Genomic DNA, 17,896 nt, shown 5'->3' with positions numbered 1-17,896 from the left:
TCGGTTCTCCGGTGGTTCGGTGTCCCGACGTACCTCGCCGGGAGCCCTCACGCTCCCGGGCCGGTCTTGCGGCTCGCCTGCGGCCGGCTTGCGGCTCCTTGCGGCTCCTTGCGGCCGGCCTCGCCCGCCTGCGTCCCCGTCAGCCGACGGCGAACCGGACGACGGCGGGGACGTCGAGCGAGCGCCCGTGCGCCACGGCCTCGTCGTACGCCGCCCCGAGCCGCTCGCGCGACGCGACGAGCGAGGCGGCCAGCAGCTGCTCGTCGGGCTTGTAGTAGCCGTAGACGTTGGCGCCGACGGTCTCCCGCAGGCGGGTCGCGGCGCCGTGGAGCACCGCGACCCTGTCGTGGCCGCCCTGCTGCGACTCCACCACCGCGAGTGCCTCGACGAAGTAGGCCAGGTTGGCCAGGTCGCCGGTCTCGACGCTGAGGGCGATGCCCTCGTCGAGCTGCGCACGGGCCGTCGCCAGGTCGCCGGACGCCGTAGCGGCCTGCACCGAGGTGAACAGGGTGATGTAGGTGGCCAGCGGGTCGCGGCGGGCGCGGGCGGCGGCCAGCGCCGCGGCGAGCAGGGGCTCGGCCTGGTCCGGGAAGCCCAGCACGAGGCGTACGGTCGCCTGCCACACGTGCGCCAGCGTCCACAGCCACCCGCCGGCGAGCCCACCCTCCTCGGTGAGCCGGATGGTGTCGACGAAGCGGACCTCGGCCTCGTCGAGGTGGCCCTCGGCGAGGGCGATGAGGCCCTCGCCGGCGAGGTTGTGCGCCTCGGCCTCCACGTCGCCGATGCTGCGCGCCAGCCTGACCCCGGTGCACCAGTGGCGCGCCAGCCGGGTGTCGCCCTGCGCGAAGGTCATGGCGCCCATCACGGCGTGCGCCCGCGCGCGGACCTCGTCGCTGGTCGGCTGGTCCAGCACGCCCTGCGCGAGCCGGCGACCCTCGAGGAGGTTGCCGCGCAGCCACCAGAAGAGCCACATCGCCCACACGATGCGGCCGGCGAGGTCGCCCTGCCCGGACGCGAGCGCCCACTCGGTGGCGGCGACGAGGTTGGCGTGCTCACGGTGGGTGACGGCCAGCGCCTCCCGGGTGCGGGCTCCGCGGAAGCCCGGCTCGGTGTCCTCCGCGAACCGCAGGAAGTGCGCCAGGTGCGCGTCCCGGGCCGCGCGAGCCTCGTCGCCCCCGAGCAGCTCACCCGCGAACTGCGCGACGGGCTCGAGCAGCCGGAACCGCAGCACGCCGGGGTCGTCGAGGTCGCGCTGCACGAGCGAGTGGGCGACCAGCTCCTCGAGCACCCCGAAGGCGTCGGTGCCCGGGGGCACCACCGCCTGCACCGCGTCGAGGGTGAAGCCGCCGGAGAACACCGCCAGCCGGCGCAGCACCTGCTGCTGCTCCGGCCCGAGCAGCCGGTGGCTCCACTCCAGCGCCGCGCGCATCGTGCGCTGACGGGCCGGCAGGTCGCGCGCACCGGTCCCCGCCATCACGCGGTCGAGGTGCTCCAGGAGCAGGGCCGGCGGCATGAGGTTGGCGCGGGCGGCCGCGAGCTCGATGGCCAGCGGGATCCCCGCCAGCCGGCGGCAGATGCCGGCGACGGCGGCGGCGGTCGGTGGGTCGAGGACGAGGTCCGGCTGGACGCCCCGCGCCCGGTCGACGAAGAGGGCCACGGCCGCCGACCGCGCCAGCACGTCGGCGTCCGCCTCCCCCTCGCCGGGCAGCTCGAGCGGTGCGAGCTGGTAGTGCAGCTCGCCGCGCACGCGGAGCGTCGTGCGGCTGGTGACCAGGACGCTCAACCGCGGGCACATGGCCACCAGCCGGGCCAGGTCGGGCGCCGCGTCCAGCAGGTGCTCGAGGTTGTCGGCGACCACCAGGACCTTGCGCGAGCGCAGGTGCCCCGCCACCGCCTCCAGCGGGTCGAGCCCTTCTGCGCCGGCCAGTCCCGCGGCCCGACCGACGAGGGGCAGCACGAGCGCCGGGTCGGTGACGGGGGCGAGCGAGACCAGCACGACCCCGTCGGGGAAGGCCTCGCGCGACGCGCGGGCCACGGCGTACGCCAGCCGGGTCTTGCCGACGCCGCCCACCCCGGTGACCGTGACCAGGCGCTGCCCGGAGCCGGTGAGCAGGTCCGTCAGCTGCGCCACGTCGTGCTCGCGCCCGACCAGGTCGTCGGCCGGCACCACCACCTCGGAGTGCCACAGCGGCGCCGCGGCCGGCGGGGCGGGTGCGGGGTCGTCCGCCTCGGTGACCCGCAGGTCCTCGTCCTGCTCCAGCACCCGCTGGTGGAGCTCCTGCAGCTCCGGGCCCGGGTCGATGCCCAGCTCCTCGGCGAGCACGCCCCGCAGGTCGGCGTACACCTCGAGCGCCTCGGCCTGCCGTCCGGTGCGGTAGAGCGCGAGCATCTGCTGGCGGCGGAACGACTCGCGCAGCGGGTGCTCGGCGACCAGCGGCGGCAGCCGGTCGAGCGCGGTGGCGTACCTGCCCAGCGCGAGCTCGACGTCGACCAGCAGCTCGCACGCCGCGAGCCGCTGGCCCTCGAGCCGGGCCGCCTCGACCTCCGCGAACGGCAGCCGGATGTCGGCGTACGCCGGTCCGCGCCACAGGGCGAGCGCCTCGTCGAGCAGCTCCCGGGCCGGCGACAGGTCGCCCGCGGCGTACGCGGCCCGGCCGCGGGCGAGGAGGTCCTGGAAGCGGATCGCGTCGACGGCCCCGGGCGCGTCGAGCCGGTAGCCCGGCGAGGCCGTCGCGATGCCGACCCCGAGGCCGGCGCCGGCCAGACGGGCGCGCAGGCGGGAGATCACGGCGTGCAGGTTCGACGTGCTCGCACCGCGGCCGACGTCGCCCCACACGCGCTCGAGCAGCGTGTCGGTGGAGACCACGCGGCCGGCGTCGGCGACCAGCGCGGCGAGCACCTCGCGGTGGCGCGGGGAGCCGATGTCGACCGTCCCGCCCCCACTCGGGCCGTCCGTGCCCCCGCTGCGGACCTGCAACGGCCCCAGGACCTCGATCACGCGTTCCCCCCCGTCGGTGCGCCCGGCGGCATCCTAGGACGCCGGCGCGGTCGCACCCGGGAGCGGCTCAGCCGCCGACCCGCCTGAGCCGGGGCCCGGGCGGCAGCAGGTCGGTGGCGTCGCGGAACGACTCACCGACCAGCACCGGGACCACCTCGCTGACGTCGTGCTGCGCGGCGATCTCGACGTCGGCGACGAACCCCGCCTCGGCCAGCTCGCGTCCGCCGGCACAGTGGAGCAGGTCGAAGGGCAGCACCGCCGCGTGCCACCCGGCCATCGCCGTGCGGGCCTCGGGGCTGGCCTCGGCCTCCGCCTCCCGGTCGAGCGCGGCGAGGACGGCGCCGGCTCCCCACAGGTCGTCGACCGCCGGCCGGAGCGTGTCGTCGTACCAGCGCTCCCCGGCGGGTACGACGACCACGCTGGCGCCCTCGGCCACCTTGGGCGCCAGCCAGCGGGCGACGGCGCCGGCGTTGCGCAGGCACGCCCCCACGACCTGCGCCCCGGACTCGGCGAGCGCGAACGCGATCGTGGAACCGTTGGGCGAGGGCAGCACCAGCCGCTCGACGCCCTCCACCTCGGCCAGGCTGGCCGGCGAGAGCGAGACGTGCCGGGCGTCGCCGCGCGAGAGCGCCTCGAACCGGCCGACCGCCAGCGTCGCGCCGTGGCGCATCGCGTGCTCGGCGGCGCGCGCGTCGCGCCAGCGGAACGGGAACACCTCGATGCCGCGCTCGATCGCGACGCTGAGCGTGGTGGTGAACGACAGCACGTCGACCACCACGGCGAAGTCGGCAGGCACCGCCTCGGCGCCCGTCGGGCCCCACTCCATCCGCAGCCGGTAGGTGGACTGGTCGTGGCCGGGCAGCATCACGTGCTCATTCAACAGCCCGCACGTCCGGTTCGCGGAAATCGTGAAACGACCTCCCGCGGGCCGCCGCGCCACCTACTGTCCGGCTCACCACCGGACACTCATCACCACCACGGAGCCCTCACATGAACGCAACACCTCGCACGGCGCTCGCCGTCGCCGTCGCCGTCATCGCGCTGGTCCTGTCCGCCGGGGCGGGCGCCACCGCCTCCCTGCTCATCACCGGCAAGCAGATCAAGGACGGCACGGTCTCCAGCCGCGACATCAAGAACCGCTCGCTGAAGGTCAAGGACCTCTCGCCCCGCGCCACCGCCAAGCTCAAGGGCGCGGCAGGCCCGGTCGGCCCGCGCGGCGCGACCGGCCCCGCCGGGCCCGCGGGCGCGTCCGGGCTGAGCGGCTTCGAGGTCGTCACCCGCAGCCTGCCCATCCCCGGGATCCTCGGCGGGGTCGGCGGCACGGACACCCTCACCGCGGCGTGCCCCGAGGGCAAGAAGGCCATCGCCGCGACGGCCGCCTACGCCGCCCCGGTCGCGAACCTGCTCAGCCAGGTCACGCGCACCAGCGAGAGCGCCTTCCGCGCCACGGGCGTCAACCTGCTGCCGACGCCGCAGACGCTCTCCCTCGAGGTGGTCTGCGCCGCCATCCCCGGCTGACGCCGACCGCGCTCGGCCTGGGGTCCTCGGCCGAGGACCCCGGGCCGAGTGGCGGCCGCTGAGCGCGGGTCACCAGATCCGGACGCGGGCCTCCGGCTCGAGCCACAGGCCGTCACCCGGCTGCGTCGAGAAGACCTCGTGGAACTCGTCGAGGTTGCGCACGATGTTGGCGCGGAACTCGGCCGGGCTGTGCGGGTCGATGGTGAGGTACTGCAGCTCCTGCTCCTTGCGCCGCTTGGTGCGCCACACGTGGCTCCAGTTGAGGAAGAGCGTGCGCCGGTCCTCGATGGAGGCCTCGCCACCCTGACTGATGACGAACGCCTTGTGCGCGATGGTCAGTCCGCCCAGGTCGCCGATGTTCTCCCCCACGGTGAGGCTGCCGTTGACGTGCTCACCCGGCAGGGTGCGCGGCTCGAAGGCGTCGTACTGCTCGATCAGCGCGCGCGACTTCTCCTCGAAGGCGGCCTTGTCGTCGGCGGTCCACCAGTCGTGGAGGTTGCCGTCGCCGTCGTACTGCGCGCCCTGGTCGTCGAACCCGTGGCCGATCTCGTGACCGATGACGGCGCCGATGCCGCCGTAGTTCTCCGCGGGGTGGGCGTCGGGGCTGAAGAACGGCGGCTGGAGGATCGCGGCCGGGAAGCAGATCTCGTTGGTGCCGGGGTGGTAGTAGGCGTTGACCGTCTGCGGCAGCATGAGCCACTCGTCCCGGTCGACCGGCTGGCCGACCTTCGCCAGCTGGCGGTCGGTCTCGAAGGCCGACGCCGCCGCGACGTTGGACATGAGGTCGTCGGCGGAGATGGTGAGCGCTGAGTAGTCGCGGAACTCCTCCGGGTAGCCGATCTTGGGGTAGAAGCGGTCGAGCTTGTCGTAGGCCTTCTGCTTGGTCTCCTCGCCCATCCAGTCCAGCGCCTCGATCGAGCGCCGGTAGGCCGTGACCAGGTTGGCGACCAGCTCGTCCATCATCTGCTTCGACGAGGGCGGGAAGTGGCGCGCGACGTAGACCTTGCCGACCGCCTCGCCGATGGCGCCCTCGACGAAGTCGACGCCCCGCTTCCAGCGGGCGCGCAGCTCCGGGGTGCCGTTGAGGGTGCGGCCGTAGAAGTCGAAGTTGGCCTCGACGAACGGGTCGGGCAGGTACGGCGCGGAGCTCCGCACGACGCGGACGTGCAGGACGTCGCGCCACGTCTCGATCGGCGTCTCCTCGAGCACCGTCGAGAGGTGGGTGAAGAAGTCAGGCTGCATGACGATCGTGCGGCGCAGCGTCTCCTCGGTGCCACCGAGGCCGGTGACGTAGGTGATCCAGTCGAAGGCCGGGCAGAGCTCCAGCAGCTCCTCGAGGCTCTTGTGGTTCGTGGTCTTCTGCACGTCGCGCGTCTCGGCGGCCTCCCAGTGGCCCTCGGCCAGCCGCGTCTCGTAGGCCAGCACACGCGCCGCAGCGCCCTCGGGGTCGTCGTGCTCGCTGAGGCGCAGCAGCGTGGTCAGGTAGGCGAGGTACTTCTCGCGGATCTCGGCGAACTTCTCGTCGCGGTAGTAGGACTCGTCGGGCAGCCCGAGGCCGCCCTGCGCGAGGTAGACGATGTTGCGCGAGGCGTCGGCACGGTCGGGCGTGATGTAGGACCCGAACAGCCCGGGACCGCCGATGCGCTCGAAGACGCCGAGGAACGCCGCGAGGCCGGTGAGGTCGGCCACCTGGTGCGCGCGGTCGAGCAGCCCCTGGACCGGGCGCAGGCCCTTGGCCGCGATCGTGTCGGTGTCCATGAACGAGGCGTACAGGTCCCCGATCTTGCGCTCCTCCTCGTCGAGCCCCGCGGCGGGGCGGTCGGCGAGCTCGGTGATGATGTCGCGCACCTGCTGCTCGGCGGCGTCGGCGAGCGCGATGAAGGCGCCCCAGCTCGACTTGTCCGACGGGATCTCGGTCTCGTCCAGCCAGCGTCCGTTGACGTGGCCGAAGAGGTCGTCCTGGGGTCGGATGGCGGGGTTCATGCCGTCGCGGGCAGCGTCGAGGATCGTCACGCCGCGACCCTAACCCTGACCGCCCAGCGGGCGCCTCACCTCACCCGGACGACCGATCCCGCAGGCGGTGCGACCGGACCGCGACCGCCACGCGACCGCCACGTCCGAGGTTGACGGCATGAAGATCCGTCTGGTGCTGCTCTCCCTCCTGTCCACCGCCCTCGTCCTCGCGCGTCCTCCGGCCGCACCCGCCGAACCGGCCTGGCTGCCGGAGCACACGGTCGCCACCGGGACGCACATCGCCCTCGCCGACCTGGAGGTGGCGGCGGACGGCACCGCCACGGTGGCCTGGGCCGACGGCGCCTCGGTGGCGCTGGTGCGTCGACCTCCCGGCGGACCCTGGGAGGCACCCGAACGCGTGTCCTCGGGCGCGATGCCGGTGACCGACCTCGAGCTGGTGGTCAACGCGCGGGGGGACGTCGTCGTGCTCTGGCGGACGCAGGTGCCGGCCTGCGCCGGCTGCCTGCCCTCGATCCACGCCTACCACGGGCGGGTCCGCACCGCCGGTGGCGCCTGGTCCCCGGCCGCCCGGCTGTCGGACACGTCCTACTCCGCCGACCAGGCCCGGGTCGTCCTCGACGAGCACGGGACGGCCACCGCCACCTGGCGACGCAGCCTGGGCACCGGGTCCCACGCCAGCCAGGTGCAGGTCCGCACCTTCACCGCAGGGACGTGGCAGCCGGTCGTGACCCTCGACCCCACCTCGATGCCCGACCCGCGACCCGACGTGGCCACCGGACCGCACGGCCAGGTGGTGGTCGCCTGGCGCGCCCTGCACCCCGCCACCAGCCACGGCGTCCTCCGGGCCAGCCACCGACTCCCCGGGAGCGACGAGTGGTCCGAGCCCTACCAGCTCACGCCCGACTCCTCCGTGGTCCAGGGTCACGACGTCGTCGTCGACCGGCGCGGAGCAGCGAGTGTCGTGTGGTCCGAGCGAGTCTCCCCCGAACGCCACGCCATCCTCGAGCGCACCCTCGGCTTCGCCGGCTGGACGAGCGCCCTCCCCCTGACCCCCGCCACCACCGTGCGGTCCGACGAACCGCTGGTCGCGTCGGTGGGTGCCTCGACCCGCCTGGTCGTCTACCGGCACGGCGTCGACACCCACTACGTGCGGTACGAGCCGCTCAGCGGCGTGAGCGCCAGTGGACTGGCGCGCCGGGAGTTCGTGGCGCGCGAGCTCACCCCCGACAGGGACGGACGGGTCGCCGTGCTGGGTGACGCCGCCGCCCCCGTGGCGATCTTCGACTCCTCGACGGGATCGTGGTCCACCCCGTCGACACGTGCCGGCGGCCATGTGGCCCTGGGGCTCGACGGGGGCGGCAGCGCTTCGACGCTCCACCTCGCCAACGGCGACGAGCTGCGCATGTCGACGTACGACGCCGCCGGACCGCGGTTGGAGGCGACGGTGAGCGGGACCGGGGTCGCCGGGCAGGAGGTCGTCGGATCCGCCGCCGCGTCCGACGTCTGGTCCGGCGCCACCGTCACCTGGGACTGGGGCGACGGGACCGGCTGGTCGACCGTGCCGCGCCACACCTACACCTCGCCGGGTGACTACCGGATCACGGTCCGAGCGGTCGACGGTGTCCAGAACGTCACGAGCCTCCAGCGCGACATCAGCGTCGGCACGCCACCGGCCGTCCCGAGCCCGCCCTCACCCACGCCCGCACCTCCGACCACCTCGCCGTCGTCGTCGACACCGCAGCCCACGGGTTCGCCCGCGGTCACCCTCGTGCGACGTCCGGCGATCCGGGGCACCGCGCTCGCCGGCGCGAGGCTCAGGGCGACTCCGGGCTCGTGGAGCCCGACGCCCAGCGCCTACCGCTACCGCTGGCTGCGCGACGGCACGGTCGTCGCCGGGGCCACGGCCCGCACCTACCGCGTGAGACGGGCCGACGTCGGGGCGAGGCTCGTGGTGCAGGTCAGGGCGCTGCGAGCCGACCACCGTGCCGGCGTCGCCCGTTCGCGGGCCGTCCGGGTCAGGAGGGTCGCCGACCGCGCGCCGCGGCTCGTGGCGCTCCCGGTGAAGGGTCGCCTCGTCGCCTCTCCCCCCGAGGTCGGCCCCGGCCGGCTCGTCCTGCTCACCGGCACCGTCGGTGACGACCTGCCACGGCGGGTCTGGCTGCAGGTGCGTCGGGCCGGGGGATGGACCCGCCTCGCGCACAGGACGACGCGGGTCGACGGACTGTTCCGATTCACCCACCGCGCGCCGCGCGCGCCGGCCACGCTGCACTTCAGGGTGCTGGCTCCGGGCTCGCAGCACTTCGGGCTGCCCACGTCCGTGACGCCGACCCGCCGCGTGCGGGTGACCGAGGAGACGTGGCGGCACGGAGGAGCAGTCCCGCTGTTCCGGGGCCCGTGATGCCGGCGTGGGCCTACCCTGCCCGCATGGAGTTCGAGGTGCTCGGGCCCGTGCGGGTGGCGGGCGACGACGGACCGGTCGAGCTCCGCGGTGCCAAGGAGCGGACGCTGCTCGGCCACCTCGTCGCCCACGTGGGCCGCACCGTGCCGGTCACCGACCTGGTGGACTCGCTCTGGGGCGAGGACCCGCCGCGCACGGCGGCGAAGTCGTTGCAGACCTACGTGCTGCGGGTCCGGCAGGCGCTGGACCCGCTCCGCACGGCCGCCGCGTCCGTGATCGTCACCGACCCCGGGGGCTACCGGCTCGCGGTGCCGGCCGACTCCGTGGACGCCCATCGCTTCGCGCGCCTGGCCGCTCTCGGACACGCCGCGCTCGAGGAGGGCCGCTACGCCTCCTGCTCGAGCATCCTGCGGGAGGCCCTCGACCTGTGGCGGGGGCCCGCCTACCACGGCCTGGAGGACACGCCGTACGGCGCCGCCGAGAGCCGTCGGCTCGAGGAGCTGCGCGTCGCCGTGCTGGAGGACCTCTGGCGCGCCGAGCTCGAGGTCGGTCACGAGGCCGCAGCGGTTCCCGAGCTGGAGCGCCTGCTCGAGGAGCACCCGTACCGGGAGCGGCTGTGGACCCTGCTCGTGCTCGCGCTCTACCGGTCCGGACGGCAGGGGGACGCCCTGGCGGCCGTCGAGCGCTGCCGGACGCTGCTCGGCGACGACCTCGGGGTCGAGCCGGGTGAGGAGATGCGGGCCCTCCAGGGTCGCGTGCTCCGGCAGGACCCCGACCTCCGACGCACCCGCCCCGCGGTGCCCGACGCGCTGGTTCCCCCGAGGTCCGGCCTCGTGGGCCGTGACGCGGAGCAGCGGATGCTCGAGGACGCATGGCTGCGCGCGGCAGCCGGGGAGGCTGTGACCGTCGTGGTCCGCGGACCGAGCGGCGCGGGAGCAACTCGCCTCGCGATGGCTCTCGCCTCGGTCGTGGCTCGCGACGGCCGCCCGGTCGCCCTGGCCGACGGACCCGACGCGGTCCCGCCGACGGGCGGGCTGCTCGTCGCCGAGCACCCGGTGCGCCCGGCAGGGCCGGGCACGATGGTGCTGCGGCTCGACCGGCCCGGGGCGGAGCTCCCCGCCGCCGGGCTCGGACTGGACCTCACGCCCCTCGACGAGCCCGCGGTCCGCGCGCTGGTCGCCCCCTACGTGGCCACGGCAGACCTCGACGAGGCCACGCGGTTCGTGCTGGGAGCAGGGCCGGCGTGGCCCGGTGCCGTCCACGACGCCGCCGCGGGCTGGGCACGCGACACCGCCCGCGCCCGCGTCGCGGCCGGTGCCGGCCGGCTCGACCTCGCCGTCGACCAGCTCGGGCGCGCCCGGGCCGAGGTGGTGGAGGGGATGGTCGCACTCGGGACTGCCGCCGCCCGCGTGCCGCGCTCGCGCGCGGAGTGCCCGTGGCGCGGGTTGTCGGCGTACGACGTCCAGGACGCCGAGTGGTTCGCGGGCCGGGAGCGACTGGTGGCCGAGCTCCTGGCGCGCACGGCGTCGGGTCGGCTCGTGGCGGTGGTCGGGGCGAGCGGCAGCGGCAAGTCCTCGCTGGTCCGCGCCGGCCTCCTCGCCGGGCTCGCCGCGGGACGGCTCCCGGCGAGCGAGACCTGGCGGGCGATGGTGATGAGGCCGGGCCATCACCCCGTCCAGGAGCTCGCCACCTCGGCGCTGGGGACGGCTGCACGAGCACCCGACGCCGGCGACCTGCTCGCGCGACTGCTCGAGGACGAGACGGTCGCCGACCGATCGGTGCTCGTGGTCGACCAGCTCGAGGAGGCGTGGACGCTGTGCACGGACGCGGACGAGAGGGCACGCTTCCTCGACCTCCTCGCCGACCTCGTCTGCGACGAGTCCGCAGCGGTGAGCGTCGTGGTGGCCCTCCGGGCTGACTTCGTGGGGCACCTCGCCGAGCACCCCCGCCTGGCGCAGTCGCTCTCCGACGACACGGTGCTCGTGGGCTCACCCAGTCACGCCGAGGTCGCGCGGGCGATCCACCTTCCCGCCGCTGCCGCCGGCCTGGAGCTGGAGGTGGGGCTGGCTGACGCGATCGTCTCCGACGCCGGCGACGAGCCGGGGCTGCTCCCCCTGCTCTCCGTCGCCCTCGCCCAGCTGTGGCAGGCCCGCGAGGGGCATCGCCTCACGCTCGCCGCCTACGTCGGCATGGGCGGGCTCGCGGGGTCGATCGTGCACCTCGCCGAACAGGCCTTCCTCGGCCTCTCCGAGGCCGAGCAGCAGACCACCCGCACCGTGCTGCTGCGGCTGACCGGTCCAGGCACCGCCGGTTCGGTCGTCCGCCGCCGCGTCCCCGAGCCCGAGCTCGCCGCCCTTCCGGGCGCGGCTGCCGTCATCGACCGGCTGACCGACGCCAGGCTGCTCACGAGGGCCGGCGGGCACGTCGAGGTGGCGCACGAGTCGCTCTTCCGGGAGTGGCCGAGGCTGACGGGCTGGATCCGGGAGGACGAGGCCACCCGCGACGCGCGCCGCCGGCTGGCCGACGCCGCCGCCGAGTGGGACGCGGACGGGCGGGACCCCGGGTCCCTGTGGCGCGGGGTGCGTCTCGAGTCGGCCCTCGAGGCGACCCGCGCCGAACCGCTGACGGCCACGGAGCAGTCCTTCCTCGACGCCGCTGTGGCCGCCCTCAGGGCCGAGACCGCCGCGGCGGAGGAGCGGGCCAGGAGCGCAGTGCGCCAGAACCGCCGGCTCCGGGGCACGCTCGTGGGCCTCGTGGTGCTGCTGCTCGTGGCGCTGGTGGCGGGTCTGCTGGCCCTCCGGGCACGCGAGGAGGCGCAGGCCGCCACGGGTCGGGCGGAGGCCTCTGCCATCGCCGCCGACGCCAAGCGCCTCGCGGCGCAGGCCCTGAACGAGGACTTCCTCGACACCGCGCTGCTGGAGGCCGTCGAGGCGGTCAGGGTGGAGCAGAGCCCCGAGACATACGGCGCCCTGCTGACGCTCCTGGCTCGCACGCCACGCCTGGTCAGGATGGTGCGTACGCCCCGCGCACGCTTCCTGCAGGCTGCGACCTCGCCCGACGGTCGCCGGGTCTTCCTCGCCGACCAGCGGCAGGTCCTGGCGTTCGATGCGGAGCGAGGCACCGAGCTGTGGCGCACGACGTTCTCGCTGGACGGCGAGGCCGGCCAGCCGGGAGCGATCGCGTCCGGTCCCGCCGGGCTGCTGGTCCCGGTCGGCACCCCCAGCAGCGGCATGCTGACGCTGCTCGACCCGCGGACCGGCGACGAGCAGTGGCGTCTTCGGTCGTCCGACGTCCCGTGGCAACGGCTGCAGGGTCCACCTGCCGGGGAGCCTCGGCTGCTCGGGTTCGAGGCGGTGTTCCTCCCGGACGGGCGGATCGCGACGACCGCCGCCGACAAGCTGCTCCTCCTCCGCCCCGACGGCTCCCTGGACGGCAGCAGGCACATCGGCACCTTCAGCGACTTCCTGCAGCCGTGGCCGGACGGACGGGTGAGCCTCGCGGTCGACCCCGGGGTCGGCGCGATCCTCGATCCGGACCGTCCCGCCCCGCGTCGGCCGCTTCCCCACCTGCCGATCGCGGTCGCCCCTGCCGGCGACCGCCTGGTCACGGCCCGCGAGACCCCGACCGGCTACTTCCTGCAGCTACGAGACCTCGAGTTCCGGCCCGTCGGCGGCGAGATCGTGATGCCCTCCTTCGTCCAGCGGGTCGTGTGGAGCCCGGACGGGTCCAGGTTCGCCGTCGCGCTCGACGAGGAGGTACAGGTGCGCGAGGCCCGCCGGGGGCAGCTGGTCGCCACCCTCGACGGCGCGCACAGCGGGGCCACGATCGACGCGACCTTCGCCGCCGGGAGCAACCTGCTGTGGGTGGCCGGCCGGGAAGGCCTCGGGACCTCCTGGGACCTGCCCCAGGTGCGCGGCGTGACGACGGAGCAGCCGGTCCGGGTGGAACCGCACCTCGCCGGACCGAGCGCCGGACGGCTCACCGCGTACGTCCGCGTCAACAGCTTCGACCGCAACGGCGCGGCCGTCGCGGACCTCGCGGAGGGCCGTGACGTCGTGGGGGAGCTGGACCAGGTCGAGGGCTGCCCGTGCCAGGTCGGCTCGGTGACCACGACTCCCGACGACTCCGCGGTCGTGGGCGCCGTGCACGAGTGGAAGCCGGACTTCTCCGCCATCCACGAGGACCGCGGGAAGCTGGCGTTCTGGTCGGCGCGCGACGGCGCGCTCGAAGGCACGCTGGACCTGCCGTGGCACCCCCGGTGGGTCGACATGACGCCCGACGGCCGGTACGCCGTGGTCAACGGCTCCCTCGGCTGGGCCGCCGTCGACATGGAGGACAGGCGGCTGGTCGGGACCGTCACGGCCGAGCCGCTCGGAAGTGGTGCGGAGCCCGTCGGGCAGGTCCGCGTCTCACCCGACGGTCGCGAGGCCGCCCTGGTGCGCAACGGCGAGGTGGTCGTGGTCGATCCGACCACCGGCGAGGAGCTGCGTCGCGCGGAGATCGAGGATCCCGGTGCGGGCTCGGGTGACGGTTCGGAGGGTGACCAGCTCGACCTGACGAGCGTGACGTGGACGCCGGACCAGGACGTGCTGGTCCTCGGCTCGTTCGAGGGCTCGCTGCACTTCGTCGACGCCATGTCGCTCGACCGGGTGGCCCCGCCGCGCCTCGAGATCGACGGCTGGGTGCTCCAGGCGGAGGTCAGCCCGGACGGGCGCTGGTTGGCCACCATGGGCACCGACGGCGACGTCCTGCTCTGGGACACCGCGACCTGGGCGCCCCTCGGCAACGCGGTCATCGAGGACGGATCGTGGGGGGTCCTCGAGTTCGCCGAGGACTCGCGGTCGCTGACGGCGTGGTTCGAGCAGCTCGAGCAGGACCGCCGGGGCGTGGCGCACACGGTGAGCCTCGACCCCGCGGACTGGGTCGCGCGCGCCTGCTCCCTGGCCGGTCGCCAGCTCACCCAGGACGAGTGGGCCGTGATCCATCCTGACCGGGAGTGGCGCTCGACCTGCAGGTGAGCCGCCGCGGCCCGGATGCGACCGGGGCGCGACCGGGGCGCGACCGGGGCGCGACCGGGGCGGAGGACGGTCGGTGCATGACCACACGAGGACACGGCCGCACCGGCCGCTTCGCACGCACCACCACGATCGCTGCCGTCGTCGCGCTCACCGCCGGCGGTCTGGCGACCACGCCCGCGCACGCCGAGCCGACAGCAGCCGATCCGAGCCTGACCGAGACGTCCGTCCGGGGCCTCACAGCCGGCGACCCGGTGACGATCTCGTCCGGCACCGTCCCGATCACCGACCACGCGGGGATGCTCCGGACCCCGGACCGCGTCCTGCACGTGTCCTACACCCGCGCGACCAGCCCGGGGTACGTCCAGGCGGCGCACGCCGCGATCAGCCCGACGGGCCGGGTGCTGCGGCGTACCGACATCACCGGACCGTGGCTCTCCCAGACGGCCAGCACCATCGTGCCCGCGCCCGGGGGGAGGATGCGGGTGGTCCTCAACGGCCACGACGAGGGCGCCTACCACCAGAGCGGGGCCTACAGCGCGACGGGCGACGGGAGCGGCGCGTGGACCCTGCCGACGGAACGGCTGAACAAGTTCTGGGGCGGGACCGACGCGGTCTCCCTGGTCGACGGCACCCCGCTCACTGCGGTGCTGCACTGGAGCGGGCTGTTCACCCACACCGGGAGCTTCACCACCGACAACACGCACGCTCCGGCGCACCAGCAGGCCGGCGCGTCCGGCGCGTACAACCCGAACCTCGAACGGCTCGGGGACGAGGTGTACGTCGCGTGGAACGTCCTGGCCGGCTCGGGTCCGGGCACCTTCGTCCAGCGCGTGCACCCGGCCCTGGGACCGGTCGTGCCCGCGCCCGGAAGCTCCGGTTCGGCGGACGCGGTCGGCTCCAGCAACCCGAGTCCGCTCGCAGCGAGCACCACGGGGCAGCTGTACTCCGCGTACTGCACCGGGACAGGCGAGTTCGAGTGCCGTCACATCAGCCTGTGGAACATCACGACGGGTCACGTGCAGAAGGTGCCGGGATCCGCGGGCGCCAGGGCCATCACCCTCAGTCCCGCCCCTGAGGGCCGCATGTGGATCACCTGGCGCAGCGACAGCAGCGAGCTGACCGGAGTCCGGACCAACCGGTCGGGGACGGCGGTGAGCGATCCCAGCGTGCGGCCGATGGGCGACGAGTTCAGCTTCCCGCACAGTGCGGCGGAGTCGTCGCTGGGGTTCGCCGACGTCCTCCTGATGGCCCGTGGCGGGCACGTCCTGACCAGGCTGCTGCCGACCCTGCGCCTCGACGCATCGACACGACGGCTCCGCGCAGGGCAGGCGAAGCGCATTACGTTCCGGGTCACCGACGCCGGTGACGCCGTCGCCGGGGCGCGCGTGCGCGGTGCCGGAGCCACGTGCCGCACTGGATCGAGCGGCCGGTGCACCCTGCGTCTCGACGCGGGCCGTCCCCGACGCATCCAGGCGAAGGTCATGGCACGCGGTCATGCGGACGGCGCCACCGTCCTCAGGGTCCGCCGGTGACGGACGGCGGCTGAGCGCGGCTGAGGACGCGGGTGGGGTGGCCGACGGGGTCGGTCACCTCACCCGGACGACCGACTTGCCGAGGGTGCGCCGCTCGTCCATGTCGACCAGCGCGCGTCCGAAGTCCGCGAGGTCGTAGGTCTGGCCGATCGGCGGCCTGACGGTCCCCGCCTCGATCAAGGGGACGAGGCGGTGCCACTGCCTCTGCATGTAGCCGGGGCGGGTCATGGCGTACGCCCCCCAGCCGACGCCGCGGACGTCGGTGTTGCCCAGGAGCAGCCGGTTGACCTTCACCTGCGGGATGCCCTGGCCCGCGGCGAAGCCGACGACGAGCACCCGGCCCAGCTCGGCTAGGCAGCGCAGGGAGTCGGTGAAGGCCTCGCCGCCCACCACGTCGACCACCACGTCGACGCCCCGGCCGCCGGTGAGGTCCTTAACGGCGTCCCTGAAGTCCGGACCGACCAACACCTCGTCGGCGCCGGCCGCCCGGGCGAACGCCGCCTTCTCGTCGGTGCTGACGACCGCGATCGTCCGCGCACCCAGCCCGCGCGCCACCTGCAGGCTCGCGGTGCCGACGCCCCCGGCCGCGCCGTGGACGAGGACCGTCTCCCGCTCACGCAGGCCGCCGCGCTCCTCCAGCGCGAACAGCGCGGTGAGGTAGTTCATGGGCAGCGCCGCCCCCTCGTCGTACGACAGCGCGTCGGGGAGGGCGAAGGTGAAGATCGCGGGGTTGGCCACCACCTCGGCCGCCCCGCCGTGCAGGTTCACGCCGGCGACCCGCTGCCCCACGGTGAACCCGCTCGACTCCGGCGAGCCGGGGTCGAGGACCACGCCCGCGAAGTCGACGCCGAGCGTGAACGGCGGCTCGGGCCGGAACTGGTACTCGCCGCGGCTGAGGAGGAGGTCGGGGAACGCGACACCGACGCTGTGCACCTCCACGAGGACGTCGTGCGGGCCCGGGGCCGGAGGGTCGACCTCGCGGACCTCGACGTCGGCGGGGCCGGTGAGGGTGACGACCTTCACTGCCTTCATGCGCCCGACCCTAGGTAGTCCACCGGGAAATGGTCGACAGGACCGCCCCCGGACAGCCACTTCCCGGTGGACTACCCGGGCCGGCGGGGCGGGTAGTCCACCGGGAAATGGTCGTCAGGACCGCCTCAGGGCAGCCACTTCCCGGTGGACTACCCCGGGGGCCGCTGGTCAGCCGACCGCCTTCACCTCGGCCAGCTCGAAGTGCATGGGGTCGGTCCAGCGCCAGTCGCCGCCCCAGGCGAAGCCCCAGGTCTTGAAGATCGCCACGACGTCGCGGTCGATGTCGCCGACGGTGCCGCGCTGGTTGCCGGGGACGTTGAGGTCGAGGGCCAGGCCGAAGGAGTGGTTGGACAGCGTCGTGGTGTCGGCGATGAAGCGCGGGTAGTAGCACCCGGCGTACTCGTCCGGGTCGATCTCGTCGGCCAGCCCGCGCTGCTGCACCTCCAGCAGGGCCGCCCGCAGCTGGGGGAAGAGGTCCTTGTGGCAGGTGACGCTGCCCAGGATCGGCACGGCCTCGGTGCGGATGTTCGCCGCGACCCATGCCGGGTCCGGCGCGATCCGGCCGCCTCCGAGGACGCGGTAGCGGTACGTGCCGACCACGCTGCCGAGGGTGCCGCCCGTCGGGATGGCGGTGAGCTTGGCCTCGGGGTCCAGGCCGATGCGGGACGCGACGTCGAGCATCTGGACCGACGCGTCCTCGCCGACCATCCGCTCCAGCGGCTCGCGGATGCTCGACGGCGTGGCGTTGTCGGTCGAGATCAGCAGGCCGTTGTCGGTGGCCATCTCGATGTCCGGGGCCCACGCGGTGTTCACGACCATGTCGATCGTCGGGACCTGGGGGGTGTACGCGCCGACGTGCAGGGTCGGTGCGCCGTCGTCGGTGCCGAGGCGGATCATCCCGTCCTCGTCGGCGAGGCGCTTGGCGACCGTCCTGTCGATCGCGAGCTCGCCGCCGGCGACGCGGTCCCACGCCTCTTGGAAGTCGGCGACCTCGGCCCGCGTGAAGTGCCGGTAGCCGCGGGGGTCCACCGCCGCGACGGTGAGCACCCGGTTCTCCAGGCTGACCTGGCCCAGGCCGATGCGCTCGGTGTGGGCGACGCCCGCGAGGTCCTCGATCCGCTGCAGGAGCTCGTCGTCGATGGACCGGTCCCACTGCACGAGGATGTCGGCGCTCCAGAGCCGGCCGTCGCGCTCGCCGGGCGGGTCGACCGCGTGCGCAGGGTCGGCGACGGGGGCGGCCGGTGTCGCCGGCGGGCTCCCGGTCGAATCCCCGCCCGGGCTCGGGTCCGGCGAGGTGGGATCGGTGCCGGACGCGGCCGGTGCGGGGTCGCCCACCGCGGGGTCGGCGGGGTCGCTGCACGCGCCGAGCAGGGCGAGCAGGGCGGCCGTCGCCACCAGGCCGGCCCCACGTCGTGCGCGCATGGCG

The 17,896-nt window shown here is 74.6% G+C and carries 9 protein-coding genes; 4 read left to right on the top strand and 5 right to left on the bottom strand.

Going from position 1 to position 17,896, the window contains the following annotated elements:
* Positions 1-139: 139 nt before the first annotated feature.
* Both J3P38_RS08635 and J3P38_RS08630 read right to left on the bottom strand, forming a co-directional pair.
* Positions 140-2,998: an AfsR/SARP family transcriptional regulator gene (locus J3P38_RS08635; protein WP_210503285.1), complete on the bottom strand. Its 2,859-nt coding sequence runs from the start codon at positions 2,996-2,998 to the stop codon at positions 140-142.
* A gap of 67 nt (positions 2,999-3,065) precedes the next feature.
* The gene (locus J3P38_RS08630; RefSeq protein WP_210503664.1) at positions 3,066-3,863 is read right to left on the bottom strand and encodes a 2-phosphosulfolactate phosphatase; all 798 of its coding nucleotides are present in this window, start codon (positions 3,861-3,863) and stop codon (positions 3,066-3,068) included.
* Positions 3,864-3,988: 125 nt separating this feature from the next.
* On the opposite strand from J3P38_RS08630, the gene J3P38_RS08625 reads away from it, so the two are divergent.
* Positions 3,989-4,516 carry a hypothetical protein gene (locus tag J3P38_RS08625; protein WP_210503284.1) on the top strand — a complete coding sequence of 176 codons (528 nt, stop codon included), beginning with the start codon at positions 3,989-3,991 and terminating at the stop codon, positions 4,514-4,516.
* A 69-nt stretch (positions 4,517-4,585) separates the two neighbouring features.
* Here the strand turns inward: J3P38_RS08625 and J3P38_RS08620 are convergent, their stop codons facing one another.
* Positions 4,586-6,529 carry a M13 family metallopeptidase gene (locus J3P38_RS08620; protein ID WP_307807813.1) on the bottom strand — a complete coding sequence of 648 codons (1,944 nt, stop codon included), beginning with the start codon at positions 6,527-6,529 and terminating at the stop codon, positions 4,586-4,588.
* Positions 6,530-6,647: 118 nt separating this feature from the next.
* On the opposite strand from J3P38_RS08620, the gene J3P38_RS08615 reads away from it, so the two are divergent.
* The 3 genes from J3P38_RS08615 (at position 6,648) to J3P38_RS08605 (ending at position 15,438) form a co-directional block, all read left to right on the top strand.
* A complete protein-coding gene (locus J3P38_RS08615) occupies positions 6,648-8,888 on the top strand; it encodes a PKD domain-containing protein (protein ID WP_210503283.1) in 2,241 nt (746 codons plus the stop codon).
* A 26-nt stretch (positions 8,889-8,914) separates the two neighbouring features.
* Positions 8,915-13,906, top strand: a complete 4,992-nt coding sequence (locus J3P38_RS08610) for an nSTAND1 domain-containing NTPase (RefSeq protein WP_210503282.1) — start codon at positions 8,915-8,917, stop codon at positions 13,904-13,906.
* A 77-nt stretch (positions 13,907-13,983) separates the two neighbouring features.
* Positions 13,984-15,438, top strand: a complete 1,455-nt coding sequence (locus J3P38_RS08605) for a hypothetical protein (protein ID WP_210503281.1) — start codon at positions 13,984-13,986, stop codon at positions 15,436-15,438.
* A 54-nt stretch (positions 15,439-15,492) separates the two neighbouring features.
* Here the strand turns inward: J3P38_RS08605 and J3P38_RS08600 are convergent, their stop codons facing one another.
* Both J3P38_RS08600 and J3P38_RS08595 read right to left on the bottom strand, forming a co-directional pair.
* Positions 15,493-16,470, bottom strand: coding sequence for an NADPH:quinone oxidoreductase family protein (locus tag J3P38_RS08600; protein ID WP_210503280.1), 978 nt, complete (start codon positions 16,468-16,470; stop codon positions 15,493-15,495).
* Positions 16,471-16,638: 168 nt separating this feature from the next.
* Positions 16,639-17,892, bottom strand: coding sequence for a M15 family metallopeptidase (locus tag J3P38_RS08595; RefSeq protein ID WP_210503279.1), 1,254 nt, complete (start codon positions 17,890-17,892; stop codon positions 16,639-16,641).
* Between the last annotated feature and the right edge of the window lie 4 nt (positions 17,893-17,896).

The sequence above is a fragment of the Nocardioides xinjiangensis genome, from assembly GCF_017916455.1.
Lineage (GTDB): Bacteria > Actinomycetota > Actinomycetes > Propionibacteriales > Nocardioidaceae > Nocardioides > Nocardioides xinjiangensis.
Note: the sequence above shows the minus strand (reverse complement) of the source record. Positions and strands in the feature narration are given on the sequence as shown.

Excerpts from the sequence above, each read along its gene's own strand:
- J3P38_RS08610 (WP_210503282.1), top strand. The coding sequence starts at position 8,915 with ATGGAGTTCGAGGTGCTCGGGCCCGTGCGGGTGGCGGGCGACGACGGA.
- J3P38_RS08615 (WP_210503283.1), top strand. The coding sequence starts at position 6,648 with ATGAAGATCCGTCTGGTGCTGCTCTCCCTCCTGTCCACCGCCCTCGTC.
- J3P38_RS08595 (WP_210503279.1), bottom strand. The coding sequence starts at position 17,892 with ATGCGCGCACGACGTGGGGCCGGCCTGGTGGCGACGGCCGCCCTGCTC.
- J3P38_RS08630 (WP_210503664.1), bottom strand. The coding sequence starts at position 3,863 with ATGCTGCCCGGCCACGACCAGTCCACCTACCGGCTGCGGATGGAGTGG.
- J3P38_RS08605 (WP_210503281.1), top strand. The coding sequence starts at position 13,984 with ATGACCACACGAGGACACGGCCGCACCGGCCGCTTCGCACGCACCACC.
- J3P38_RS08625 (WP_210503284.1), top strand. The coding sequence starts at position 3,989 with ATGAACGCAACACCTCGCACGGCGCTCGCCGTCGCCGTCGCCGTCATC.
- J3P38_RS08600 (WP_210503280.1), bottom strand. The coding sequence starts at position 16,470 with ATGAAGGCAGTGAAGGTCGTCACCCTCACCGGCCCCGCCGACGTCGAG.